We start from the raw sequence: 24,724 nt of genomic DNA, 5'->3' as shown, positions 1-24,724 counted from the left end.
CGAGCGGTGGATCAGCCCTCGCTTTAAGGCTTGGTGATCCCGTTGCGCTCGGCAAGGTCGGCTTCCCAGCCGAACACCGAGCGGCCGTCGAGCGCAGGAGAACGGGCCCGCGCGTTCGCGACAAACGCCTCGAAGGAGGGGCCGGTGGCGGTTCGTTCCAGCCTGCGGGCCTGATCGTCGAGCCGCTTCAAGGCCTGCATCTCCTCGTCGCGGCCGAGCTTTGCCTGCTGCACGGCCGACTTCAGCACGCGGATGGTCTCGTCATAGACCTTGATCGGCACCGGGAAGGGGTGACGGTCCTTGCCGCCATGGGCGAGCGAGAAGCGTGCCGGATCGCGGAAGCGGTAGGGCGTCCCATGAACGACTTCGGCGACCATCGCGAGCGACTGCACCGTGCGGGCGCCGACGCCGGGCGTCAGCAGCAGTTCGGGAAAATCCAGCGGCCCGCGATCGGCAGCCGCGGCCAAGGTGCCGTGCAGGCGGCGCACGAACACGTCGCTCGAGCGCACGTCGTGATGCGCGGGCATGATCAGGTGCAGGAGGTCCGGCTGCGCGGTCGCGCTCTGCGTCAGCTCGGCATATTCGCGCGTGATGCCGTCCGGGCCGAGCGCGGCGAGCAGATCGAGCTGCGCCTGGCGTGAGCCTTCGGCGCGGTGGTCGGTGAGATTGACGATCTCGCCCTGCGTCGGCCCGTCGATCGCGCTGTGCGGCTCGTCGACGAAGCTGCGCAGGCCCTCGGAGTGCCAGTGATAGCGGCGGGCCTGCCGCTTGTCGCCGTTCATGCCTTGCTGGACGACGGTCCATTTGCCGTCGTCGGTGACGAAGAAACCGTGCAGGTAGAGCTCGAATCCGTCCTGCACCGCGGCGCTGTCGACCTTGGCCACCAGCCGGCTCGCGCGGGTCAGGGCGGCACCGTCGAATCCGACGCGGTCGCCGAGGGCGGACAGTTCATCGGGCGTGCGGCGCGAATGCTTGCCGCGCCCGCCGCAGACGTGGATTCCGAGCTCGCCTTGCAGCGGCGCCAGACCTCGCTTCAGCGCACCGATGACGCTGGTGGTGATGCCGGACGAGTGCCAGTCCATGCCCATCACGGCGCCGAACGACTGGAACCAGAATGGATGCGACAGTCGCTGCAAAAAGGCATCGCGGCCGTGATGGTGGACGATGGCCTGGGTGATGATGCCGCCCAGCGTCGCCATGCGCGCCGCCAGCCATGGCGGCACGCGGCCGCCATGGAGCGGAAGATCGGCGCTGCCGGTGCGTCGGGCCATCGGGCTCCCAGATGCTGAATCGGCGTCCAATCTACCAGCAAATGCGAACGTGTGTACAAAGCGGACGTCGCTTCATCGCGCGTCTCGTCAGGCGGCTTCGGCGTTGATGCCGCTGACGGCGAGCTTGGTGAGCGCTTCATCCGTCTTCTTTTCCTCGGCCAGGGTCTGGTCGATGAGCTTGACCGCATCCTTCATGCTGAGGCGGTTGGCCCACGCCTTCAAGGTGCCGTAGCGGGCGATCTCGTAATGCTCGACCGCCTGGGCTGCCGAGAGCAGGCCCGCGTCGAGCGCCGGCGTGTCGGCATACTCCTCCATGATCTCCTTGCCCTCGTCGATGATCCCCTCGATGGCGTCGCACTTCTTGCCGCGCGCCGGCTTGCCCATCAGGTCGAAGATCTGCTCGAGCCGCTCGATTTGTCCTTCGGTCTCGTCATGATGCTTCTCGAAGGCCGCGCGCAGGTCGTCGGACTCGGCGGCCTTGGCCATCCGCGGCAACGCCTTCAGGATCTGCTTTTCCGCGTAGTAAATGTCCTTGAGAGTATCGAGGAAGAGGGCGCTGAGATCCTTGTCCGGCATTGGTCGCTCCGTGTGTTGGGTGAATAGTCCGGAGTGCCAACACGAGTGCGAAAAGCAAGTTCCTATCCTTGATGCGCGGCAAAGCGCATTCCCGGTTGTCGCCATTCAAGCGCGTCACGATGGACCTTGGTCGGATTGCGAAGTCTGGATTGCGAAGTCTTGCCGCAACGCGGCTTCGGAACGAAGCCTCGGCCGGCCCGTTGGTCGGTCTCATCGTTCAAGGGAGAACCGCGATGGATTGGAATCGTGTCGAAGGCAACTGGAAGCAGGTCAAGGGTAAGGTCAAGGAGCAGTGGGGCAAGCTCACCGATGACGATCTCGATGTGATCGACGGCAAGCAGGAGCAGCTCGAGGGCCGTCTGCAGCAGCGCTACGGCTATGCCAAGGATCAAGCCGCCAAGGAAGTGAACGACTGGTATGGCCGCCAGAAATGGTGAACAGGACCACGTTCCGGGCCCCGCTTCGGCGGGGCCTTTTGCGGCTTGGGCGGCTGACCCTGCGTGTGACGGCATGCGGTCGGCGCGCGCAGGAGTGAGCGATGGGACAGCTTCTCAGCCCGCCGGGTCCGCGCGCGGCCCACCTTTGCATCGACATGCAGCGACTGTTCGAGCCGGGGGCGCCCTGGGCGACGCCCTGGATGGACCGTGTGCTGCCATGCATCGTCGAGCTGGCGCAGCATGCGCCTGAACGTACCGTATTCACCCGCTTTATCCCGCCGCGCTCGAAGCACGACGCGCGAGGGATTTGGCGGGCCTATTACGAGAAATGGGAATGCGTGACCCGTGAGCGGCTCGATCCGGAGTTGATCGAGCTCGTGCCGGCGCTCGCCGCCTGTGTGCCGCCGGCCGCCATCGCCGACCGGCCGACCTACAACGCGTTCGGCAACGGGCGCCTGCAAGCTCATCTAGATGCGCATGCGATCGATACGACCATCGTGTCGGGCGGCGAGACCGACGTGTGCGTGCTCGCCACCGTGCTGGCCGCGATCGATATCGGCTATCGGGTGATCGTGGCCGAGGATGCGCTGTGCAGCTCTTCCGATCACAGCCATGACGCGCTGCTGCAGCTCTATGCCGAACGCTTCAGTATCCAAATCGAGGTGGCAGCCACGGCCGATATCCTCCGGATGTGGACCCTCGACGACTGAAGCGATAACGCGCCGATGCGAGGTACTGGTCGGAGCAGGGGTGGCAATACCGGCTTCCTGGTACTGAGCTGACGCTGGCGATGCGTAGCTGCGAGGCAGCCGGTCAGGGGTACCGCGGTCGGCAATTGCGCGCTTGGACGCAGCACGATCGCGGCTTGGTCCAGCTACGACCGGCTGATGCCTCGGCGGGCGGCCGACGCAATCATGGTGATGCCGAGCAAACCAAGCGCGCGCGCCAATCTAGCGAGCCCGGAGCGTGCCTGGCTGATACGGCTCATCGCTCGACGGCTGGAAGGTAGGACTTGGGCCGTCAATCTGCGAGACGGTGAGCGGAGCAATGGGATAGCTGCCGGCGATCGTGGCTAGGCCCATATCCGTAATTCGCATAAGGTATATTATGGAATATTTATATGTACAATTAGATCAGATATTTAGTGGGAAATCTTCGCAATGGTCCGCAAGTTGGCGTCTGTGCTGATGCGCCCAAGCCGGTCGTCCGGCCCGTGCCGATGCCGCAGCGATCCACGCGCGCGCATCTCGTCTGAAAGCCGATATTGCCGCCGCGTACGGACGCTGCAATAAGCCCCAGCTGTGCAGAGATCGCTGGTGACCCCGCGGCATCAGGTCCGTATAGGATGGCATCTCAGAACAACAACAAGCCTCTTGAGGGAGCAACCAATGAGCTTTTCACGACGCACGCTGCTGAAGGTTTCCGCCGCTTCCGCCGTCCTCGGCGGGATTGGCGCGCCGTATGTCGCGCGCGCCCAGTCGGCCGAGTTCTCTTACAAGTTCGCCAACAACCTGCCGGAGTCGCATCCGTTCGTGGCGCGCGCCCGGGAGATGGCCGCGGCGATCAAGACCGAGACCAACGGCCGGTTTGACCTGCAGGTGTTCCCGAACAGCCAGCTCGGTTCCGATACCGACATGCTGAGCCAGGTGCGCTCCGGCGGCGTCGAGTTCTTCACGCTGTCCGGTCTGATCCTGGCAACCCTGGTGCCGGCCGCCTCGATCAACGGCATCGGCTTCGCATTCCCGGACTATCCCACGGTCTGGAAGGCCATGGACGGCGAGCTCGGCGCCTATGTGCGCGGCGAGATCAACAAGGCCGGCCTCGAGGTCATGGAGAAGATCTGGGACAACGGCTTCCGCCAGACCACGTCGTCGACCAAGCCGATCACCGGTCCCGACGACCTCAAGGGCTTCAAGATCCGCGTGCCGGTGTCGCCGCTGTGGACCTCGATGTTCAAGGCGTTCGATGCATCGCCCGCCTCGATCAATTTCAGCGAGGTCTATTCGGCGCTGCAGACCAAGATCGTCGAGGGCCAGGAGAACCCGCTGGCGCTGATCTCGGCGGCGAAGCTCTACGAGGTGCAGAAATACTGCTCGATGACCAACCACATGTGGGACGGCTTCTGGTTCCTGATGAACCGCAGAGCCTGGGCGGCGCTGCCGGACGATATCAAGACCATCGTCGCCAAGAACGTCAACGCGGCGGCCGTCAAGGAGCGTGAGGATACCGAGAAGCTGAACGCCACCGTGAAGCAGGAGCTCACGGGCAAGGGCCTCGTCTTCAACCAGCCCGAGGTCGGGCCGTTCCGCGACAAGCTGCGCGCCGCCGGCTTCTACGCCGAGTGGAAGGGCAAGTACGGCGAGAAGGCCTGGGATCTGCTCGAGAAGTCCGTCGGCAAACTGTCCTGATCGATCAAGCAGGAGGCTTGCCATGGCTCATGTCGAGATGACGCCGGCCGTGGCCGGCGAGGCGGCGTCGCAGCCCCCTCGCCGCCGCTCCGTTCTCGGTTCCATCGATGCGGCGCTCGGGATGCTGGTCGAAATCCCGGCGGCGATCCTTGTCGTCGCCGAGGTCGTGATCCTGTTCGCCGGCGTGGTGTCGCGCTACGTGCTGCATGCGCCGCTGATCTGGTCCGACGAACTGGCGTCGATCCTGTTCCTGTGGCTTGCGATGCTGGGCTCGGCCGTGGCATTCCGTCGCGGCGAGCACATGCGGATGACGGCGCTGGTCGCAAGCGCGGGACCGCGGCTCTGGGGCTATCTCGACGTCGTCGCGACCTGCGCCGCGCTGGCGTTCCTGATCCTGATCGTGCGGCCGGCCTATGAATACGCCTACGAGGAAAGCTTCATCACGACGCCGGCGCTGCAGATCTCCAACACCTGGCGCGCGGCGGCGCTGCCGGTCGGCACCTGCCTGATGGCGCTGTTCGCGCTGCTGCGGCTGGCCCGGGTCGGCGAGTTCAGGACCTTCCTGCTGGCCGCGCTGACCGTGGCTGCGCTGATCGGCGCGTTCTGGCTGGCGCAGCCGATGCTGCGGCCGCTCGGCAACCTCAACCTGATCATCTTCTTCGTCGGCGTGGTTGGCTTCTGCGTGTTCGCCGGCGTGCCGATCGGCTTTGCCTTCGGCATGGCGATCTTCGGCTATCTGGCGCTGACCACCCGAACGCCGCTGATGGTGCTGGTCGGTCGGATGGACGAGGGCATGAGCCATCTGATCCTGCTGTCGGTGCCGCTGTTCGTCTTCCTCGGCCTCCTGATCGAGATGACCGGCATGGCGCGGGCCATGGTGGCGTTCCTGGCGAGCCTGCTCGGCCATGTCCGCGGCGGCCTGCATTACGTGCTGGTCGGCGCCATGTATCTGGTTTCCGGCATCTCCGGATCGAAGGCCGCCGACATGGCCGCGGTCGCGCCCGTGCTATTCCCGGAAATGAAGCAGCGCGGCGCCAAGCCGGGCGATCTGGTCGCCCTGCTCGCCGCCACCGGCGCGCAGACCGAGACCATTCCGCCGAGCCTCGTGCTGATCACGATCGGCTCGGTGACCGGCGTCTCGATCTCGGCGCTGTTCACCGGCGGCCTGCTGCCGGGCGTGGTGCTGGCGATCACGCTGTCGGGGCTGGTGTGGTGGCGCTACCGCGGCGAAGACCGCAGCCACGTCCAGCGCGCCACCGGCAGCGAGATCGGCAAGGCGTTCGTGTTCGCCCTGCCCGCATTGGCCCTGCCCTTCGTGATCCGCTACGCCGTGGTCGAAGGCATCGCCACCGCAACCGAAGTCTCGACGATCGGCATCGTCTACGCCTTCGTCATCGGCCTGTTGATCTACCGCAAGTTCAACTGGCGGCGGCTGTTGCCGATGCTGATCGACACCGCGTGCCTGTCGGGGGCGATCCTGTTCATCATCGGCACCGCGACCGGCATGGCCTGGGGCCTGACCCAGTCCGGCTTCTCGCGGGCGCTGGCGGCGGCAATGACCGGGCTGCCCGGCGGTTCGGCGACCTTCATCGCGGTCTCGATCCTGGCCTTCGTGATCCTCGGCAGCGTGCTCGAAGGCATCCCGGCCATCGTGCTGTTCGGGCCGCTGCTGTTTCCGATTGCGCACCAGGTCGGCGTCCACGAGGTGCACTACGCCATGATCATCATCCTGGCGATGGGCATCGGCCTGTTCGCGCCGCCGTTCGGGGTCGGCTATTATGCCGCCTGCGCCATCGGGCGCGTCGATCCGGCCGAGGGTATCCGGCCGATCTGGGGTTACATGCTGGCGCTGTTGATCGGCCTGATCATCGTCGCCATCTTCCCCTGGATATCGATCGGTTTCCTGTAAAGCACCTTGCGGATGGGATAGAGCCATGAGTGCAGCTCAAAACCAGTACTCGATCGGGTTGGACAAGACGCCGGCCCAACTACGTGCCGCTCTCGCCGCTGAGCTTCCTGGCGCGCTCGGCCGCCGTCTATCCCGACCACATCAGCGCGGTCTATGAGGACCGCAGCTTCACCTGGAAACAGACCTACGAACGCTGCAGGCGCTTTGCGTCCTATCTCGCGGGCCGTGGCATCGGCCATGGCGACACGGTCGCGGCGATGCTGCCGAACATCCCGGCGATGAACGAACTGCACTTCGCGGTGCCGATGACCGGCGCGGTGCTCAACGCACTCAACATCCGCCTCGACGCGGCGTCGATCGCGTTCCAGCTCGAGCATGGCGGCGCCAGGATCATCCTGGTCGATCCCGAATTCTCCGGCGTGATCGCGGAAGCCTTGACCCTGATGACGGGCGCAAAGCCGTTCGTGATCGACGTCGATGACGCGGCCTTCAGCGGCGGCAAGCGGGTCGGCGAGATCGAGTACGAGGCGGCGGTCACAGCCGGCGATCCTGCTTTCGTGGAACGGCCGCCGGCCGACGAATGGGATGCGATCGCGCTGAGCTATACGTCGGGCACGACGGGCAATCCCAAGGGCGTCGTGACCCATCACCGCGGCGCCTATCTCAACGCCGTCAGCAACATCCTCGCCGGCAATCTCGGCCAGCATCCGGTCTATCTCTGGACGCTGCCGATGTTTCATTGCAACGGCTGGTGCTTCCCCTGGACGATCGCGGCGACCGCCGGCGTCAATGTCTGCTTGCGCAAGGTCGATCCGGCCAAGATCTTCGAGCTGATCCCCAGGCACGGCGTCACCCACATGTGCGGTGCGCCGATCGTCTACAACACGCTGATCAACGCGCCCGATGCGCCGAAGAGCGGCAAGGCAAAGCCCGTCGTCGGCCTGATCGCCGGCGCGGCGCCGCCGGTTGCGGTGCTTGAGGGTGGCGAGCGCATCGGCATCAAGCTGACCCACGTCTACGGGCTGACCGAGGTCTATGGCCCCGCCTCGGTCTGCGCCGAGCAGCCGGGCTGGGACGAGCTGTCGGCTGACGCGCGCGCGCAGCTGAAGCGGCGTCAGGGCGTGTCCTATCCGCTGCAGGAAGGCGTCACGGTGCTCGATCCCGAGACCATGCGCGAGGTGCCGCGCGACGGCGAGACCATCGGCGAGGTCATGTTCCGCGGCAACATCGTGATGAAGGGCTATCTGAAGAACGCGACGGCGACGCAGGAAGCCTTTGCCGGCGGCTGGTTTCACACCGGCGATCTCGGCGTGCTCGACGAGCACGGTTACGTCATCATCAAGGACCGTTCCAAGGACATCATCATCTCCGGCGGCGAGAACGTCTCCTCCGTCGAGGTCGAGGACATCCTCTACAAGCACCCGGCCGTGCTGTTTGCGGCCGTCGTGGCAAAGCCCGACCCGAAATGGGGTGAAGTGCCCTGCGCCTTCATCGAGCTGAAGGACGGCGCCAAGGCGACCGAGGCCGAGATCATCGCCTATTGCCGCGAGCACATGTCGGGGTTCAAGACGCCGAAAGCCGTGGTGTTCGGCGTGATCCCGAAGACCTCGACCGGCAAGATCCAGAAATTCCTGCTGCGCAACCAGGTCGGATCGGCCAAGGCGATCTCGGCCTGAGCCGTCAGCCAGCCCGATCGAGCGTCAACCGCATGCCGTCATAGGCCGGGATGACGCCGGCCGGCAGGCTCTGCCGCAGCACCTCGTAGTCGAGGTCGGAATGCATGTTGGTGATGACCGCGCGCTTCGGCTTGAAGCGCTCGATCCACGACAGCGCGTCCGCAACACTGAAATGGCTGGGATGCTGCGCATAACGCAAGCCGTCGACGATCCAGAGATCGAGACCTTCGAGCGCCGGCCAGCTCTCCTGGGGGATGTCGTGCAGATCGGGCGTGTAGGCGGCGCCGCCAACGCGGTAGCCGAGCGCCGGGATCTTGCCATGCTGCACCAGGAAGGCCCCGAGCTTCAGCGGGCCGCCCTTCCCCTGGACCGTGTGGCTCTCGCCGGCCTCGATCGAATGTCGCGTCAGGATCGGCGGATAGTCGCTGCCTTCCGGCGCGATGAAGCAATAGGAGAACCGCGCCATCATGTCCTTGGCGGTCGACTGGTTGAAGTAGACCGGGATGCGGCGGCGCTGATGCAGCACGACCGAACGCAAATCGTCGATGCCGTGGGTCTGGTCGGCATGCTCATGCGTCAGGAACACCGCGTCGATGTGCTCGACATTGCTGTCGATCAGCTGCTCACGCAGATCGGGCGAGGTGTCGATCACGACCCGCGTGGTGCCGTGCTCCATGGTGCGCTCGGCCATGATCGAGCAGCGGCGGCGGCGATTCTTGGGATTGCCGGGGTCGCAGGCGCCCCAGCCGAGTGCCGGGCGCGGCACGCCGGCGGACGAGCCGCAGCCCAGAATAGTCAGTGTCAGCGTCATGCGGCAACCTTCGGCGCCGGCACCTTGGAGAACAGCCGGAAGAAGTTTTCGGTGGTCTGCCGCGAGATCTCCTCCAGGGAGACGCCGCGCGTTTCCGCGAGCACCTTGGCGACCTCGACGACATAGGACGGCTCGTTGCGCTTGCCGCGGAATTTGCCGGGCGCAAGATACGGCGCGTCGGTCTCGACCATGATGCGGTCGGCCGGCAGCTCGGCGGCCAGCGCGCGCAGCGCGTCCGACTTCTTGAAGGTCAGGATGCCCGTGAACGAGATCGACAGCCCAAGCGCGATCGCCTTCATCGCGAGCTCGCGGCCGCCGGTGTAGCAGTGCAGGACGGCCTTGAACGCGCCCTTCGCGACTTCATCCTCCAGGATGCGACCGCAATCCTCGTCGGCCTCCCTGGTATGGATGACCAGCGGCAGCCCCGTTTCGCGGGCGGCGGCGATGTGCGCGCGAAAGCCGCGCTCCTGGGCCTCGCGCGAACCGTGCTCGTAGAAATAGTCGAGCCCCGCCTCGCCGAGCGCCACGACCTTCGGATGCTTCGTCAGCTCGATCAGTTCGCTGGCCGGGATGCCGTCCTCTTCATCGGCATGATGCGGATGGGTGCCGACCGAGCAGTAGACGTCGGGAAAGCGCTCGGTGATCGCGAGCAGGCCGCCGAGCCGCCTCACCCGGGTCGAGATCGTGACCATGCGGCCGATGCCGGCCGCTTCGGCACGCCCGACGATCCCGTCGAGATCGTCGGCGAAATCAGGGAAATCCAGATGGCAGTGACTGTCGACCAGCATGAATTTCGAACCGCTCACTCGGTCTTCGGTTCCACATAGCGCGGGAACACGCCAACAGGCGCCGGCAGGACGGTGCCCGGCTTGATGCGCTCGGCGACCGCGGCAAAGCCGCGGGCGTCAGCAGCTATACCGAGGCTGTCGAGCATCTTGCCGCAGGACTCCGGCATCACGGCCTGCGCCATGATCGCGATCTGGCGCACGACCTCGGCGGTGACATACAGCACCGTCTTCTGGCGCGCGGGATCAGTCTTCGCCAGCGCCCACGGCGCCTCGCCGGCAAAATAGCGGTTGGCCTCGGCGACCACGGCCCAGACCGTGTTGAGCCATTGATGGATCTGCTGCGTCGCCATCGCGGTCCGCGACGTCTCCAGCATGGCGTCGGCCTGCGCCAGAATCGCCTTGTCGTTGTCGCTGAATTCGCCGGGCTCCGGCAGCACGCCGCCGAGTTGCTTGGCGATCATCGACAATGAACGCTGCGCCAGATTGCCGAAATCATTGGCGAGGTCGGCGTTGATGCGCGCGACGATGGCCTCGTGATTGTAGTTGCCGTCCTGGCCGAACGGCACTTCGCGCAGGAAGAAGTAACGCATCTGGTCGACGCCGTACTGCTCGGCGAGATTGAAGGGGTCGACCACATTGCCGACCGACTTCGACATCTTCTCGCCCCTGTTGAACAGGAAGCCGTGCGCATAGACCCGCTTCTGCACGGGAATGCCTGCCGACATCAGGAAGGCCGGCCAGTACACGGCGTGGAAGCGGATGATGTCCTTGCCGATGATGTGGACGTCGGCCGGCCAGTAGCGCCAATGCTTGTCGCTCTCATCGGGATAGCCGACGCCGGTGATGTAGTTGGTCAGCGCGTCGACCCAGACATACATCACGTGCTCGGGATCCTCCGGGACCTTGACGCCCCAGTCGAACGTCGTGCGCGAGATCGAGAGGTCCTTGAGCCCGCCGCGCACGAAACTCATCACCTCGTTGCGACGCGAATCCGGGCCGATGAAATCGGGCTGGCTCTCATAGAGGTGCAAGAGCTTGTCCTGGTAGGCCGAGAGCTTGAAGAAATAGCTCTTCTCCTCAACCCACTCGACCGGCGTGCCCTGCGGGCCGCGGCGGACATTGTCCTCGCCGACTGTGGTCTCATCCTCGGCGTAATAGGCCTCGTCACGTACCGAGTACCAGCCGGCATAGGCGTCGATGTAGATGTCGCCATTGTCCTGCATGCGCCGCCAGATCTCCTGCACGGACTTGTGGTGCGCAGGCTCCGAGGTGCGGATGAAGCGGTCGAACGAGACGTTGAGCCGCTCGTCCATCTCCTTGAAGCGGGCAGCGTTGCGGGTCGCAAGATCGTGCGGCGTCATCCCCTCACCGGCCGCGGTCTGGATCATCTTCTGTCCGTGCTCGTCGGTGCCGGTCAGGAAGAACACGTCCTTGCCGTCGAGCCGCTGGAAGCGCGCCAGCGCATCGGTCGCGATCGCCTCATAGGCGTGGCCGATATGAGGCTGGCCATTCGGATAAGCGATCGCGGTCGTGATGTAATAGATGTTGCCGCGGTCCGCGGCGGGGACCGGGATGGATGCGGCCGCAGGAGCCGCCGCTGCGGGTTTGGGCTGCTTCGGCGCGCGAGGCTTTGCCGGTCTCGGCGCCTTCTCGGCAACGGGAGCCATCGGCAGAGCGGGCTTCGTTGCCGCCGGTGCGACGGCTGCCTTCTTCGGACGAGCCTTGGTGGCCTTCGCAGCAGTCTTCTTGGCCGTGCTCTTGGCCGTCTTCTTCGCGGCTTTCTTGACGGCCTTTTTCACGACCTTCTTCGCCGCCGATTTCCTGGCGCCCTTGGCTCCCGTTTTGGCCTTGGCGGCCTTCTTCGCTTTCTTGGCGACGCGCCCAGCCTTCTTGGCGGCGCGCGATTTCGCCGTGGCTTTGCCGGTCGCGCGAGCGGGCGATGCCTTCTTCGTCTTCTTGGCTTTTTTCGACGATTTCTTCTTAGCGGTCGCCACCACGGAATCCTTTGCAGATCGAAACGAGATTGTCGGGAGTTTAGTCAGACAGATATGTTTTCAGGCAGATGCGTTTTCAGCCAGATTGTTTGCAGACTTGGCGTCTATCGGGTCGCGTCCGCGAGCATCGAAAACACCGAGAAAACCAGCGGCTTGCGCTCCAGATTGTAGGCTTCGGTATCGCGCGCGGCGCGGACGATCTTTTCCCATACCTCCGCCAGCCGTGCAAGGCGCGGCAGATTGGCATTGGCGTCGCCCGTGCGCATGCGCTCGCTCATCCAGCGATCGATGCCGTCGATGAAAGCGGCGAGCGCGACGCGGTCGCTGGTGCCGAGCGCTTCGCCCAGCGCATGCAGCTCGCGCGGATCGACGCTCGGAAGCGTCGCGAGCAGCGCGGCCGTGCGTTGCTGCAGTTTCAGCGCATCGCCGCCGAGCAGCGACAGCGCCCGCCCGACGCTGCCTTCGGATGCTGCGGCGGCTTCCAGTAGCGCCGGATCGTCGGCTTCGATATCGGTTGCGGCCGCGGCCGCGCGCACCACGTCGCTCGTCTCCAGCGGCCGCAGCAGCAACTTGCGGCAACGGGACAGGATGGTCGGCAGCACCCGTGACGGTGCGTGGCTGACCAGGAGGAACAGCGATTGCTGCGGCGGCTCCTCGAGGATCTTCAGCAGCGCGTTCGCGGCGTTGGGATTGAGCTCGTCGACGGTATCGACGATGCAGACGCGCCAGCCGTCGACCGCTGCGGTCGAGCCGAAGAACGAGATGGTCTCGCGCGTCTCGTCGACGGTGATGACGGTCCGCATCACGCCGCGATCGTTGAGGCCGCGCTCAAGCACAAGGAGCCCGCCATGGGCGCCCGCCGTGATCTGGCGTGCCACCGGATCTGATGGATCGACCCGCAGCGTCGGCGCCGCCTGAACCTGGGACGATTTCGGATTGCGAAACGCCAGCACGAACCGCGCCATGCGGTAGGCCAGCGTCGCCTTGCCGATGCCCTGCGCACCGCCGATCAGCCACGCGTGCGGAATTCGTCCGCTGCGATAGGCATCGAGCAAGGCGGTCTCCGCCTCACGATGCCCGAACAAATCCGGCGTTTCGCGCGGATGGCGGGCGGCGCTCTCCTGTTCGACCTTGCGCGCGCTCATGCAGGATTGTCCGCCGTGAGCGCTGCGCGCAGATGCTCGCGCAGCGCGGCCCATATCCTGGCCGTGACCGTATCCGGATCGGCCGTGGCGTCGATCAGCACGCAGCGCTCCGGATCTTCGGCCGCGATCCGGCGGTATGCGTCACGCAAATCCTGATGGAACTTGATGCCTTCGGCTTCGAAGCGATCGGCGGTGGCGTCACCGCGTCGCGCAGCGGCGCGTTGCAATCCGACCTCGACGGGCACATCGAGGATGAAGGTCAGATCGGGCTTGAGATCACCGATGGTCACGCGCTGCATGGCGTTGACGAGTTCGGGCGACACCTGCCCGAGCTGGCCCTGATAGGCCCGCGTGGAATCGAAGAAGCGGTCGCACAGCACCCAGATGCCCTGATTGAGCGCCGGCAGGATCACGGTGCGGACATGATCGTCGCGCGCAGCGGCAAACAGCAGCGTCTCGGCCTCCGGCCCCAGCAGCTTGCCCATCCCTGACAGCACGAGGTGACGGATGATTTCCGCCCCCGGCGAGCCGCCCGGCTCGCGGGTCACGATCGCGCGCAGCTTGGCGGCATCGAGCCGTTCGGCAAGCTTGCGGATCTGGGTCGATTTCCCCGACCCCTCGCCGCCCTCAAAGGTGATGAAGCGACCGCGCAAGCTCGGCCGTTGGACTGCTGCTTCCGCCATGTCAGAGCTTCTCGACCCCTGCGCGGAACATGCCGATGACCAGCTCCTGGGCGCCGTCGAGCGCACGGCGCATCGTCGATCCGGTGCCGACGGCGTCCGCCGCGAAAACCGGAGTTTCCATTGCGACATTGGCGCCGCGCCACACCCGCACTACCCCGATCTTCTGGCCGGCGGTGATCGGCGCCTTGACCGGGCCGCTATAGATGACGCGCGCGAGCAGCTTGTCGTTGCCGTTCTTCGACACCATCACCTTGATCGGATCGGGGCTGACGAGCTTGACCGAGCGGCTCTCGCCGCCGAACACCCGTGCATAGCCGACCGGCTGATTGGCCGCGATCAGGGTCCGGGTCTCGAAGCTGCGGAACCCCCATTCCAGCATCTTCTTGGCTTCGGTCGCGCGGTCCTCGGAATCCTCGAGGCCGTTGACCACGACGATCAGCCGCGTGTCGTTCTGCACGGCCGAGCCGACCATACCGTAGCCGCCTTCCTTGGTGTAGCCGGTCTTCAAGCCGTCGGCACCGGGCAAGGCGTTCAGCAGCGGATTGCGGTTTTGCTGGCGGATCTTGTTCCAGGTGAATTCCTTCTCGCCGAACAGCTTGTACCGGTCCGGGTAGGTCAGGATGATGTGGCGCGCCAGCGTTGCGAGTTCCCGCACCGTCATCTTGTTGGCCGGGTCGGGCAGCCCGTTGGAATTGCCGAAGGTCGACTTGGTCATGCCGAGCTCGCGGGCGCGCTTGGTCATGAAGTCGGTCGCAAAGGTATGCTCATTGCCGGCAATGCCTTCGGCGAGCGCGATGCAGGCGTCGTTGCCGCTCGGGATGATCGCGCCATGCAGGAGATCGTCGACCGAGACCTTGCTGTTGATCGCCGCGAACATCGTCGAGGTGCCGGACGGCGCCCCGCCCCGCCGCCAGGCGCTCTCGCTGATCCGGTACTCGTCCGTGAGCTTGATGTCGCCCTTCTTGAGGGCGTCGAACACCACCTCGGCCGTCATCAGCTTCATCATGCTGGATGGCGCGCGCAGCTCGTCGGCGTTCTTCTCGAACAGCACGCTGCCGCTGCTGGCCTCGACCAGAATCGCGGTCGGCGCATCGCCGTCGAACCCGCCCTCTTCCTTCTTGGCGCCCTGGACGCTGTTGTTGGCGGCATAGACCATTCCGCCGCAACCGATCGCCAGCGCGACCGCGGCCGCGACCAGGCCGCGCCAGCAACGCCCGGCGCGAGCTGACAACGTGCGGGGAACTGCGGTTGGGGCTGCCATCGGCGATGTCCTGAAAGACTGCGTTCTAACAGCTGGAAGTATCGCAAACAACTGAGGTTTCTGCGTTTGTGCACGGCAAGCTGGATTGCCGCCTGCGTTGAACGTCCCTATCCTCGGAACCAGCTAACGTCAGCAGAACCGGCAAACAAGGCGGAAACGCGAATGTCATCCTCCCGCACCATTTCCGCCAACGGCATCGACATGTTCGTGCGCGAGGCCGGGCAAGGCCCGCTGGTCGTGCTCTGCCATGGCTGGCCGGAACTGTCCTATTCATGGCGGCACCAGATCGCGGCGCTGGCCGCGGCAGGCTTTCGGGTCGTCGCGCCTGACATGCGCGGCTTCGGCCGCACCAGCGCGCCGGCCGAGGTCGGTGCTTACACGATCTTCGATACGGTCGGAGACATGGTCGCGCTGGTTGCCGCCCTCGGCGAGACCCGCGCGATGATCGTCGGCCATGACTGGGGCGCGCCGGTGGCCTGGCACGCCGCCCTGTTCCGTCCCGACATCTTCACGAAAGTCGCCGGCCTCAGCGTGCCGCCGCCATTCCGCGGCCGTGGTCGCCCGCTCGAGACCCTGCGCGACGGCGGCATCACCAATTTCTACTGGCAGTACTTTCAGCCGCCCGGCGTGGCCGAGGCCGAGTTCGAGCGCGACATCGCCCACACCATGCGGCTGGTGCTCGGGCGTGGCGTCTCCGATCCAAGCTCGATGTTCGTCGACGAGGCCAAGGGCTTCCTCGGCAAGCTGCCGGCCGGAATGCCGTTGCCGGCCTGGCTGACCGAGGCCGACATTGCCGAATTCGCCGAAGGCTATCGGCACTCCGGTTTCCGCGGCGGTCTGAACTGGTATCGCAATCTCGATCGCAACTGGGAGCTGACCGCGCCCTGGCAGGACGCGCAGATCCATCAGCCGTCGCTGTTCATCGCCGGCTCGAACGATTCGGTGATCACCGGGCTGATTGGCGCCAAGCGGGTCGCGGACATGGAGCGCGTGCTGCCGAACCTCAGGCAGAAGCTGATCATCGAGGGCGCCGGCCACTGGATCCAGCAGGAGCGCCCCGACGAGGTCAACAAGGCGCTGATAGCGTTTCTGAAATGATCAGGCCAAGGGCTTGATCTGTAAGCGCATGGCTCAGTAGAGCCCGCGCCCGCTCAGGACTTCGGCCGGCCCCCGCGCGTCGATCGGGACATAGGCGGCTGCCGGGTTCGGACTTGCGGCATAGCGCGCGTCACCCTCATAGGAGACTTCGCGCGGATTGTTCGTGGCGCGCCGGTGCGAGCGGCTCGAGGCCGACATTTCGGAGGTGGCGCTCACCGAGGCGTAATCGGCCTGGGTGTTGCCGAGGCTGTAGGGCCGTCCCTCCGGCAACGGAACGTCGCCGCGAACCCGGCCCGAGGAGGACGACATCTCAGGCACGAACGGCCGTGCGGAGGCGACCCGGACCATCGACGGGGACGGCGCTGGAGTACCGGTGCGCAAGGTCGCCATCAGCTGGCGGTCGTCGGACCCTTCGAGCGGCGCCCGGCCGACATATTCGACGCGGACGCGAGCCACGCCATTGCCTTTGAATTCAAGCAGTTCTGCGGCTTTGTTCGAGACGTCTATGAGGCGATTGCCGTGGTACGGGCCGCGGTCATTGACCCGAACGACGAGCGATCTGCCATTGCTCAGATTGGTGACGCGGGCATAGCTCGGCATCGGCAAGGTCGGATGGGCGGCCGTGAGCGAGCCCATGTCGAACACCTCGCCATTGGCGGTCAGGCGGCCATGGAAGTCGTCGCCGTACCAGGACGCCATGCCCTCGGCGCGGTAGTTCTCATTCTCCTCCGGCACATACGTGCGGCCGGCGACAACATAAGGCTTGCCGATGCGATAGGTGCCGCCGCCTTTCGGCACGGGGTCACCCAGCGCCACCACGCGCGGACTCGACGACACCCCGTATTTGGGGTCGACCCGGCTGGCGAACTTGTTCGAGGAGGCACAATTGGCGAGGACGAGGCACGTCGCCACCGCAACGGCGCCGCGCGCCGTCCGGATCATCGAATCTGGCCGTCTAATCCCCATCTGCCCCAAGTACCATTCTGCCGGACCTGCGCCTACTCCGAGGCGTCGAAGTCCCTTGCCGTCGCTGTGCGGCCCACCTCCGCACCAGAGCGTGACGATATCGCAACCGGAACACGGCGGAAATGGGGAGAGCCGGCGGGCGGTGGCGTCTTGGTGAATGGTCTGTTGCGCCTCCTCCGTCGTTCTACTGACCTTCGTCTCCGCCCAACGCCCTCGCCTGTCCCGCGATCAGACACACTGTTGCAGCAAATCATCAGTCGGGGGGCATCTTGGATTCCAACAATTGAATCTTTTTGACTGTGCAAGGCTGCAATCGTTTTCTCGTCCGCGTGGGGCGCAAAGGAAGTTTGCGATGATCGAGACGGTTACAGCGGTGATGGGCCTGGTGAGTGCGGCGATCTTCTTGGCGCACGCCGTGGAAGGCTATCGGTACCGGGCCTGACAGTCCGTTGAAGGCGGAAAGACGCGTCACCTCTTTCCAGGAGTGAATGTTCGGAAAGCTTTAATCAATTCGGATGAGCATCGATTGAAGGCAGGTGTGTCATGCGTAATCACGATTTGGTCTCCGACGGATTTCTGACCCTGACCGCAGCGAGCCTCGTGCTGCTGTGCTCGAGCCTGCTGGCGTTCGCGTTCGGCTGAACGTTTTTGAGACCTCGGGCGCGATCGGCGCCCGTGCGACTGTGATCGATTACCCCTATCTCACTCCCCGCCGATCGGGTTGCGGCAGGCGTGCGGTCTTCCCCCCGCCCCACTCGTGACGCATCCTCGCCTTTTCCAGCAGAGGATGCACGGATGACCGGCAGTGTCAGAGAGGGAACGTCCGCCCTTCTCGTCAGCACAGATGGCCGGCTGCTCATGCAACTGCGCGACGACCTCCCACATGTTACCGATCGCGGAAAGGTCAGCCTGTTTGGCGGACGGCGGGAAGGCGCCGAGACCTTCCTCGAATGCGTGGTGCGCGAGATCCACGAGGAGATCGGCTACTATTTGCCGCCGGAGCGTTTTGAGTTGATCGGCCGCTATTCCGGCGCCGATCATGCAACGCCAAACGGCACGCTTCGCGGCGAGGTGTTCCTTGCGCGCGATGTGCCCATCGACCAATTGACGGTGACCGAAGGCCGCCTTGAGATCGTCGCCATCGACGACCTCGAACGCATCAGCGGCATGCTCGCGCGCCCGGCTACGTTTGCGCTGGAGATCTTCCTGAAGCGCGAACCGATGACCTGAGCGCTGAAACCAGCGCGCGGATGTGATCGTCGATCATGGCCAACGCGACTGACGGATGAGCAAAGTCGATATCGTCTACGTGCCAGTAAGTCACCCTGTCGGCGACCTCGGGGAACCGGCGCTCGATCAGCGGACGGTGCTCGGCCTCCTTGAGCGCGATCACGAGGTCGGCGTCGTCGAAGTCCGCCAATGAACAGGGCTGCGGAAAGCGCGCTGCGCCTTCCGGCACGATACCGCTGGCGCGAAGACGATCATCGGTGAAGACTGACATGGGCCCGACATTGTCGGGCGATCCCCGCTCGGCCGCGCCTCTGGAGGACGCGCGCCACGCCAGTTGTTCGGCTCTTGCAAGATGATTGAACAGTTCCTCTGCGTATCGACTGCGATAATAGTTGCCGGTGCAGAGAAAGAGGACACGCTTCATGGGCGTCATGATGGCCAACGTGGGCCCTCGCGGTCAATGGCGTTGCGAGCATGAGCCTCTTTCAGCTCACGGACCGGGCGAATGACGGGCCGGCCCGGGGGTTCTTGAAACGACGGAACCGACCAGTCCTCAATCATCCCTGCCCGTCCCGTTGAGTTGGGTGCCAATTGCGGTGCCAATTTTGAGCAGCGGGCCGCAAACGAAAACGGCCCCAGCGTGGGTTGCTGAGGCCGTCATTCCGTCTGCTGGGGCGCGGGCGCCAGTGAGCAGGCCGCCTCGGTTCAGCAGAGCGCCGGTACATCCGCGGCTGTCTGAATTGTACTCGATGTCGTAGCGTGCCTGGCGAGGTCTCAGGGGGTACCCCACAGGGCGCATCCGGAAATGAGACCCGTTAGCAAATCAGCAACGTGATCGGCGCAGGCTTCTCTGAGGGACGGGACCGTTGGGGACGCAGCACGGTCACGTTTCGGAGGAGCTGGCGCGCCGGCCCTGAGCGTCGGCTCCTCTTTTGGACCTTGTGTGAGTTAGGCAACAGCCGTCACTCCGGGTACCTGCTAAGCAAGTGACGTTGGGAATTTCAGGGCCCTAGCGCTGGGAATGACAGGGCGCCGCCGGGACAAACCATTTCGGGCCCGGCGGCGTAGTTTTTGAGATTTGCCGCGCTGACGCATGAGAGGCGTCTCGAGAATGTCTGGCGACAAGATTGCTACAAAGACCGTGCTGTTAGCGCTGGCCATAGGCATTGCGGTATGGGCAACCATGGGGGCGCCCGAGCCAGGCACAAATTCGCCGATGCACGTCGCCAGCAGGCGATGAGGCCCTGCCGGCACGACCCATGCAGTTAAATTGACGCTGGGGATTTCAGTGTCCCAGTTCAGGAAGGAAACGCCGCCGGGCGTGTATTTTTGAGACCGGCGGCGTCTTTTCCTCGCACAGCAAGCTGGCGCGATTGCCCTGCCTGCCCGTCTGGCGGTTTAGTCGCCTTGGGAGATTGGGCGCGCTGTCGCTTTAGGTCGGCGTCATTCGAGCGGTAGAGAAAGCGCGGGCAGCGGCTTATTGCCCTGCTCGCAACCTGTTCGCCCCTTGAGCGGTAGAACCGGCGTTGAGGCATCCGCCGCAGTCCGGCCCATGAAATGGGTCAGATTAACGCCCGATGACCACTCCACATAACCAACAGCCGAAAAGGTAACCGCTCCCACGATGACAATACTGAGCACTGAAGCGGCGGCTGCTGACGCCAAGCTTTGGCTGCTGAAAAACGGCATCACGATTCTCCGACACCGAGCTGCCACCCGCTCATGCATTAGGCCAACTCGCGATGATCGAGTGTGAACCGCCTCACATTTCACGGGCACTTGATGCCGAGACCGGGCCCGCCGATGCCGGTTCACGGCCGGCGGGCCATTTTTGCCAATTCAGATACAGGCCGCTGCCCAGCCGGGCAGATACGTTCTTTGATCCTCGGCCGCAATTGAAGCGCTTCCGGCCGCCTCAATTGGCGGCCTCTTTCAACCGCAATTCATCGAATGGCGCTCAATTGCCTAGCGTTTTCGAACCTTGCTTGGGCCTCTCAGAGGGCACTGTCGATGGCGAGTCCCAGTCAATCATTTTCAGGCAAACGAGGAGTTCGACATAGCTTTGCACTTGCCCTGACCCCGCCAAGAGTTCGCAACTTTCACGCGGTCCTGCCGGGACAGTTAGCCAGATCGAGTTTAGCTGCTGCCGCGCAACCGTCTCGTCACTCACGCACTTGCTCGCGTCCTTGGGAAGTCCCGACGCTTCATCGTCAACGGAAACGTCCGCGCAGAGCGCCTTGATGTCGAAGTTGGGAACACTGTCTGAAACTTGTACGGGCGGCTGAGCAACGAGCGACAATGCCAAGAGCGCTGCCTTCATAAGATCTCCCTCCCCGTCCGGTGCGCCCAGCTGGAAGGCGGATTAAGCCGGGACTGGCGCGGCTTCGGAGGCTGAAGCGGCCACCCTCCGCCCACGACGTTACATTGCGCCTTTTTCCCAATTTCTATCCACCACGAACCGCAATGCTGCGGCGCGCTACTACTTTTGCGCACGCGATTTGCCTGCCCGTCTGTTGGTTAGGACTAGTTCGGAATGGCAATTGCCGCGGCTGCCCCGCCGGTTTCGAAGCATGTTCAGCGGGCGCGATCGACAAAAATAGTGCTGTCCAGATCACCCCGACAGTAACGGCGGGGTTGGCGGTGTATCCGCAAATCCACGGTTCGCCACCTTAACGTTAAGCCGAAAACCGATGCCCGCACCGACGTGGCGTCGTGTAGTGTCTGAGATATTTCATTTTTTCTTCGTCAAGGCCAATTGCCAAAGTTCAGCGATTTAAATCAATGATCGTGGAGTTCGGTATCGCGAGCACGATCGTGGGATCGGTGCTCGCCCTTTATGCGAGACGGCATCGTTCAGTCATCTTGGAAGCGTGCGCAGGCGCGCTGCTGATTGTCGGCCTCGCCTGCATTGGCGCGGGGCTGCCGCATGTGTGAGCTGTTCCTTCAGCAGGGACCGGGCGAATGACCGGCCGGCCCGCGTTTCGCTGCCAAGTTCGCGTTGCGTTCGGCGCAGCCCTACGCTAAGGGCCTGATCCTTGATCCGGAAGGGTGGCCGAGTGGTTTAAGGCACCGGTCTTGAAAACCGGCGTGCCCGCAAGGGTACCGTGGGTTCGAATCCCACCCCTTCCGCCACAATTTATTGAATTCACTTTGTTATTTGCCCACGACGATTTCGTGCGCCCAAGTGATCCGGCCCACGGGGCCAGAACCGACAGCCGCATTGATACCGGCGTCGATGCGGCCGTTACGACAATCCCACTATTGTTATGACGCGGGGCATTGCGGACCAGCTGACATTACGCCGCCGAGACAAACCGTTTCGGCCCCGGCGGCGTAATTTTCGCGTACTGCTCATTCAAAGTTCAATCTCGATCGCCATGTTCGCGCGCACGAGGGTGGTCAAGCCCGCCTTCAATCTTTTCGCTTGCCAAGTGTGGAAGGCTGGATCGGCGTTGAGTTTGTCAACCGCCGCGCCGTAAGCCGAAAACGTCTCGAAATTCACTGAGAAAACGAAATTGCCGGCTTCACCGACGGCGACAGACCAGAACCTTGGTTTGCCACCGTGCTTGCGCCAAAGCCCGGCGCTCTCCTTTGCCAATTCGAGTATTCCTGCGAGGTCGCCGCCTGGATTCGGCTTGACCACATACTGCACGACGACTGCCATGCTACCCTCCAATTGAAATGACAGGGGGCCCGCATATGACGCTGTTCTCGATAGATGGGGCTTGATCTAGGTCAAGGAATCCAGCGATGCGGCATGCATACTTAGCCGTCCCGCGTGAACCGATGGCATCATCTCTGCACTTTTGACGGTGCTGGGGATTTCAGTGTCCCAGTCCAGGAAGAAAACGCCGCCGGGCGTATATTTGTGAGACCGGCGGCGTCTTTTCGGGACAATGCCACGATCAGGCCGGCGTCACAGCGTCGATACCGAGCGATTCAGCACCGCGCGAAGTCGGCCGGGCTCAGAGCTGAGACTAAAGCGGCTGCGCGATATCCAACCACCGGATGGCCGCAACGATGGTAACGGGTTGCGCGCCGCCGTATCCAGCAACCTCCCGCAGGACGTGATCCGCATAAAGTGATCGCTCCGGCGTTGTGCGGTTGTTTCTGAATATTGCTCGGGCTGGAGCCGCGATGGTAGCTCTGACGAACAATGCGTCGCGCACTACCTTGGGTTTTGGCCGTTACTTTTCTGATTGGTTTTGTCGCTTCCTTTGCGGAGCTGCAGAGGATGCGCAACCGCTTCGGTGAAGTGTCTCAGCACGCCTTTCACGATCATGCCGCGGTGCGCGAATTCATGATACGCGCCGCGCTCGCCGACGCGCCGGCGCCGATCGTTGTGCTGGGCGATAGCATCACCGAAATGGCTCCGCTGCCCCGGCTGCTCTGCGGACGTCCGGTCGTCAATGCCGGCGTTGGCGGTCAGACCATCCCGGAGGCAAAGCAGCTCGCCGGGCGCGTGCTGCCGGACCAGGGCGCATTCCTGCTCGTCCTCGCGGTGGGCGCGAACGATGCCGGATCGCCAACGGCGCAACGCGACTTCACCGACCTCATCGATGCCGTCAAGCCGCTGTCGACGCGGCCATTGGTGGTCATTGCCGTCGCAGCTGACGAACGGACCAACCGCGCGATCGAAGCTGCCGCAGTTGCGCGCGGTGTTCGGTTTATCGACCCGCATTTGCCGCCCGGCGCGAAGATGGCCGACGGCATTCACTTCACCGCGGCCGCCTACAAGGCCTGGGTGCCGGCACTTGAGGCGGCGATCTCGGCGGAATGCACGATGTGACGTGCGACGGCCGGACCGGCTGGCACTGCCCACAATACAGGAGCGTCGCACGGTCCGTGCTGCCCTGCCCGCAGTACGCGATCAGACGCGCAGTCACGTCTGCCAGATGAATTCCGCAATCAGGCCGGCGATTTCCTCAGGCGCATCCTCGAAACAGTAATGCCCGACACCGGCAAGGCGCCTGACCGGTGCCGTCGGGAAGATTGCGGAAAACAGCGGCAGGAAATGCTCTGCACGTAGCGTGCGGTCCGCCTCGCCCCAGATCGCGAGCGCAGGCTTGCTGCGAATCAAACGGTCGGCGGCGGGATCAGGCGTCTGGAATTGATGCGCGCCGGTCGCAAAACCCTTGGCCCAGCCGATCGCACCGAGGCAGTCCGCCGGACGCGCGAAGTGCGCGCCGTAGGCGGCGAGCCAGGCGTCGGTGATGACGGCGTTGTTCTCGAATCCGTTGAGCTTCAGCGTGCTCAAGATGTTGAAGCCGAGCTGCCCGAGAACCGGCTCGAGGTCGCCGCTCGCCTCGGCCTTTGCGATCCATTGAAACCACGGCGAGGCCTGCGCGTTGGCGGCGACGCGATCGAACAGATCGCTCTGCCCGAACGGCGTTGGCCCATTGGCGGAAACGATGCGGCGGATCCGGTCCGGATGCCGGGCCGCTAACCCCATGCCGACCGGGCCGCCGAAATCATGCATGACCAGCGTGATGTTGGTGAGATCGAGCGCGCGGACCAGCGCTTCGAGATTGTCGACATGGTCCTGCAGCCAATAGCTGCGATGCGCCGGCGTCGCGCTCTTGCCAAAGCCCATGTGATCCGGAACGACCACCCGGTGCGTCGCACTGAGGCCTGGCACCAGGTGGCGGAACAGATAGCCCCAGCTTGGCTCGCCGTGCAGGCAAAGCACCACCTCGCCGTCCCGCGGGCCTTCGTCGACATAATGCATCTGAAAGCCCGGCGCCGCGCTGAAATGCGGCGAGAACGAAAAAGTGCCGTCGAACGTGGCGTCGGCTTGGATCACGGCTCTGACCTCGTATGGTTTCAAGTTGAAACCGACGTGTAACGCTTGAGGTTTTAGTTTGCAACCAATATATCAACCGAACGATCCGGGTGGTTTTCCGGCCGCGCCGCTGAGCGCCGATCACCCCCAGGGAATGAATATTGAGGATCACGATGGCCAAGCGAGTGAGCCACAGGGACTCGATGTGCGGCGTCGCCCGGCCGCTGGATGCGATCGGCGACTGGTGGTCGCTGCTGATTGTCCGCGATGCGTTCGACGGGCTGCGCCGCTTCGGCGAGTTTCAGAAGAGCCTCGGGCTTGCCAAGAACATCCTCTCGGCCCGGCTCCGCAATCTTCTGGCGCACGGCATCATGGAGACGGCGCCCGCACGCGATGGCAGCCCCTACCAGGAATATGTGCTGACCGAAAAGGGACGCGGGCTCTTCCCTCTTCTCGTCGCGCTCCGGCAGTGGGGTGAGGACTTCTTCTTTGAACCCGACGAGGCGCATGTGCTCCTGGTCGACCGCAAGAACGGGCTGCCGGTGCGGCGGCTCGAGTTGCGCGCGCAAGACGGACGCGTCGTTGGCGCGGAGGACACGATGGTGCGGCTGCCGCCGGCTCCGCCTGAGTGAGAAGCGCGCGTGTCGCGCGCGCCATCAACTGCAACCGGATGTTAACGCTCCGTGCCG

23 protein-coding genes, 1 tRNA gene and 1 pseudogene are annotated in these 24,724 nt (G+C 64.3%); 11 read left to right on the top strand and 14 right to left on the bottom strand.

Translation table 11 applies throughout. The annotated features are described in order from the left end of the window. Positions 1–23 precede the first annotated feature (23 nt). A complete protein-coding gene (locus ACVWYP_RS26375) occupies positions 24–1,271 on the bottom strand; it encodes a DUF763 domain-containing protein (RefSeq protein WP_304495414.1) in 1,248 nt (415 codons plus the stop codon). 87 nt (positions 1,272–1,358) lie between these two features. Beyond that, entirely contained in the window at positions 1,359–1,847 is a 489-nt protein-coding gene (locus ACVWYP_RS26370) for a YciE/YciF ferroxidase family protein (protein WP_028344048.1), read from the bottom strand. Between the two features lie 233 nt (positions 1,848–2,080). On the opposite strand from ACVWYP_RS26370, the gene ACVWYP_RS26365 reads away from it, so the two are divergent. From ACVWYP_RS26365 to ACVWYP_RS26345, 5 genes and pseudogenes are all read left to right on the top strand, one after another. After that, positions 2,081–2,284, top strand: a complete 204-nt coding sequence (locus ACVWYP_RS26365) for a CsbD family protein (RefSeq protein WP_028344049.1) — start codon at positions 2,081–2,083, stop codon at positions 2,282–2,284. 101 nt (positions 2,285–2,385) lie between these two features. Beyond that, on the top strand, positions 2,386–2,994 hold the full coding sequence (locus tag ACVWYP_RS26360) for a cysteine hydrolase (protein ID WP_304495413.1): 609 nt from the start codon (positions 2,386–2,388) through the stop codon (positions 2,992–2,994). A 678-nt stretch (positions 2,995–3,672) separates the two neighbouring features. Further along, entirely contained in the window at positions 3,673–4,692 is a 1,020-nt protein-coding gene (locus tag ACVWYP_RS26355) for a TRAP transporter substrate-binding protein (protein ID WP_018271684.1), read from the top strand. A gap of 22 nt (positions 4,693–4,714) precedes the next feature. Then, positions 4,715–6,601, top strand: coding sequence for a TRAP transporter large permease (locus ACVWYP_RS26350; RefSeq protein WP_304495412.1), 1,887 nt, complete (start codon positions 4,715–4,717; stop codon positions 6,599–6,601). 25 nt (positions 6,602–6,626) lie between these two features. Further along, positions 6,627–8,277: pseudogene (locus tag ACVWYP_RS26345) on the top strand (acyl-CoA synthetase). 4 nt (positions 8,278–8,281) lie between these two features. On the opposite strand, the gene ACVWYP_RS26340 reads toward ACVWYP_RS26345, so the two are convergent. From ACVWYP_RS26340 to ACVWYP_RS26315, 6 genes are all read right to left on the bottom strand, one after another. Further along, complete coding sequence (locus ACVWYP_RS26340) at positions 8,282–9,088, bottom strand: MBL fold metallo-hydrolase (protein WP_304495410.1); 807 nt, start codon at positions 9,086–9,088, stop codon at positions 8,282–8,284. Then, a complete protein-coding gene (locus tag ACVWYP_RS26335) occupies positions 9,085–9,876 on the bottom strand; it encodes a TatD family hydrolase (protein WP_304500306.1) in 792 nt (263 codons plus the stop codon). The genes ACVWYP_RS26340 and ACVWYP_RS26335 overlap by 4 nt, the downstream gene beginning before the upstream one ends. Before the next feature lie 14 nt (positions 9,877–9,890). Then, positions 9,891–11,870 carry a methionine--tRNA ligase gene (gene metG / locus ACVWYP_RS26330; RefSeq protein ID WP_304495409.1) on the bottom strand — a complete coding sequence of 660 codons (1,980 nt, stop codon included), beginning with the start codon at positions 11,868–11,870 and terminating at the stop codon, positions 9,891–9,893. A 104-nt stretch (positions 11,871–11,974) separates the two neighbouring features. Next, the gene (locus ACVWYP_RS26325; RefSeq protein WP_304495408.1) at positions 11,975–13,015 is read right to left on the bottom strand and encodes a DNA polymerase III subunit delta'; all 1,041 of its coding nucleotides are present in this window, start codon (positions 13,013–13,015) and stop codon (positions 11,975–11,977) included. Then, positions 13,012–13,698: a dTMP kinase gene (tmk, locus tag ACVWYP_RS26320; RefSeq protein ID WP_028340651.1), complete on the bottom strand. Its 687-nt coding sequence runs from the start codon at positions 13,696–13,698 to the stop codon at positions 13,012–13,014. The genes ACVWYP_RS26325 and tmk overlap by 4 nt, the downstream gene beginning before the upstream one ends. 1 nt (position 13,699) lies before the next feature. Then, positions 13,700–14,854 carry a serine hydrolase gene (locus tag ACVWYP_RS26315; protein ID WP_439711201.1) on the bottom strand — a complete coding sequence of 385 codons (1,155 nt, stop codon included), beginning with the start codon at positions 14,852–14,854 and terminating at the stop codon, positions 13,700–13,702. A gap of 267 nt (positions 14,855–15,121) precedes the next feature. Between ACVWYP_RS26315 and ACVWYP_RS26310 the strand changes: the two genes are divergently transcribed. After that, on the top strand, positions 15,122–16,057 hold the full coding sequence (locus ACVWYP_RS26310) for an alpha/beta fold hydrolase (protein ID WP_304495406.1): 936 nt from the start codon (positions 15,122–15,124) through the stop codon (positions 16,055–16,057). A 33-nt stretch (positions 16,058–16,090) separates the two neighbouring features. Here ACVWYP_RS26310 and ACVWYP_RS26305 read toward each other — a convergent pair whose 3' ends face one another. After that, positions 16,091–16,999, bottom strand: coding sequence for a septal ring lytic transglycosylase RlpA family protein (locus ACVWYP_RS26305; RefSeq protein ID WP_304495405.1), 909 nt, complete (start codon positions 16,997–16,999; stop codon positions 16,091–16,093). 819 nt (positions 17,000–17,818) lie between these two features. Here ACVWYP_RS26305 and ACVWYP_RS26300 point away from each other — a divergent pair. After that, complete coding sequence (locus ACVWYP_RS26300) at positions 17,819–18,253, top strand: NUDIX domain-containing protein (protein ID WP_304495404.1); 435 nt, start codon at positions 17,819–17,821, stop codon at positions 18,251–18,253. Here ACVWYP_RS26300 and ACVWYP_RS26295 read toward each other — a convergent pair. From ACVWYP_RS26295 to ACVWYP_RS26285, 3 genes are all read right to left on the bottom strand, one after another. After that, positions 18,207–18,686 (bottom strand): arsenate-mycothiol transferase ArsC, encoded by a 480-nt coding sequence (locus ACVWYP_RS26295; RefSeq protein ID WP_304500305.1) that lies wholly within the window; start codon positions 18,684–18,686, stop codon positions 18,207–18,209. The two genes, ACVWYP_RS26300 and ACVWYP_RS26295, sit on opposite strands and share 47 nt — an antisense overlap. Before the next feature lie 1,010 nt (positions 18,687–19,696). Beyond that, positions 19,697–19,942 (bottom strand): hypothetical protein, encoded by a 246-nt coding sequence (locus tag ACVWYP_RS26290; protein WP_304495403.1) that lies wholly within the window; start codon positions 19,940–19,942, stop codon positions 19,697–19,699. Between the two features lie 268 nt (positions 19,943–20,210). After that, positions 20,211–20,573: a hypothetical protein gene (locus tag ACVWYP_RS26285; RefSeq protein ID WP_304495402.1), complete on the bottom strand. Its 363-nt coding sequence runs from the start codon at positions 20,571–20,573 to the stop codon at positions 20,211–20,213. A 461-nt stretch (positions 20,574–21,034) separates the two neighbouring features. On the opposite strand from ACVWYP_RS26285, the gene ACVWYP_RS26280 reads away from it, so the two are divergent. Beyond that, positions 21,035–21,187, top strand: coding sequence for a hypothetical protein (locus tag ACVWYP_RS26280; RefSeq protein WP_304495401.1), 153 nt, complete (start codon positions 21,035–21,037; stop codon positions 21,185–21,187). 108 nt (positions 21,188–21,295) lie between these two features. Beyond that, positions 21,296–21,385: transfer RNA gene (locus ACVWYP_RS26275), tRNA-Ser, on the top strand. 223 nt (positions 21,386–21,608) lie between these two features. On the opposite strand, the gene ACVWYP_RS26270 is transcribed toward ACVWYP_RS26275, so the two are convergent. Further along, the gene (locus ACVWYP_RS26270; protein ID WP_100213607.1) at positions 21,609–21,917 is read right to left on the bottom strand and encodes a hypothetical protein; all 309 of its coding nucleotides are present in this window, start codon (positions 21,915–21,917) and stop codon (positions 21,609–21,611) included. Between the two features lie 570 nt (positions 21,918–22,487). Here ACVWYP_RS26270 and ACVWYP_RS26265 point away from each other — a divergent pair. Further along, positions 22,488–23,042 (top strand): SGNH/GDSL hydrolase family protein, encoded by a 555-nt coding sequence (locus ACVWYP_RS26265; protein ID WP_304495400.1) that lies wholly within the window; start codon positions 22,488–22,490, stop codon positions 23,040–23,042. A 93-nt stretch (positions 23,043–23,135) separates the two neighbouring features. Here ACVWYP_RS26265 and ACVWYP_RS26260 read toward each other — a convergent pair whose 3' ends face one another. After that, positions 23,136–24,056 (bottom strand): alpha/beta fold hydrolase, encoded by a 921-nt coding sequence (locus ACVWYP_RS26260; protein ID WP_304495399.1) that lies wholly within the window; start codon positions 24,054–24,056, stop codon positions 23,136–23,138. 152 nt (positions 24,057–24,208) lie between these two features. On the opposite strand from ACVWYP_RS26260, the gene ACVWYP_RS26255 reads away from it, so the two are divergent. Continuing rightward, positions 24,209–24,667: a winged helix-turn-helix transcriptional regulator gene (locus ACVWYP_RS26255; protein WP_304495398.1), complete on the top strand. Its 459-nt coding sequence runs from the start codon at positions 24,209–24,211 to the stop codon at positions 24,665–24,667. Positions 24,668–24,724 lie beyond the last annotated feature (57 nt).

Source organism: Bradyrhizobium sp. USDA 3262 (assembly GCF_054060035.1).
This window is presented reverse-complemented; position numbering and strand designations above follow the sequence as displayed.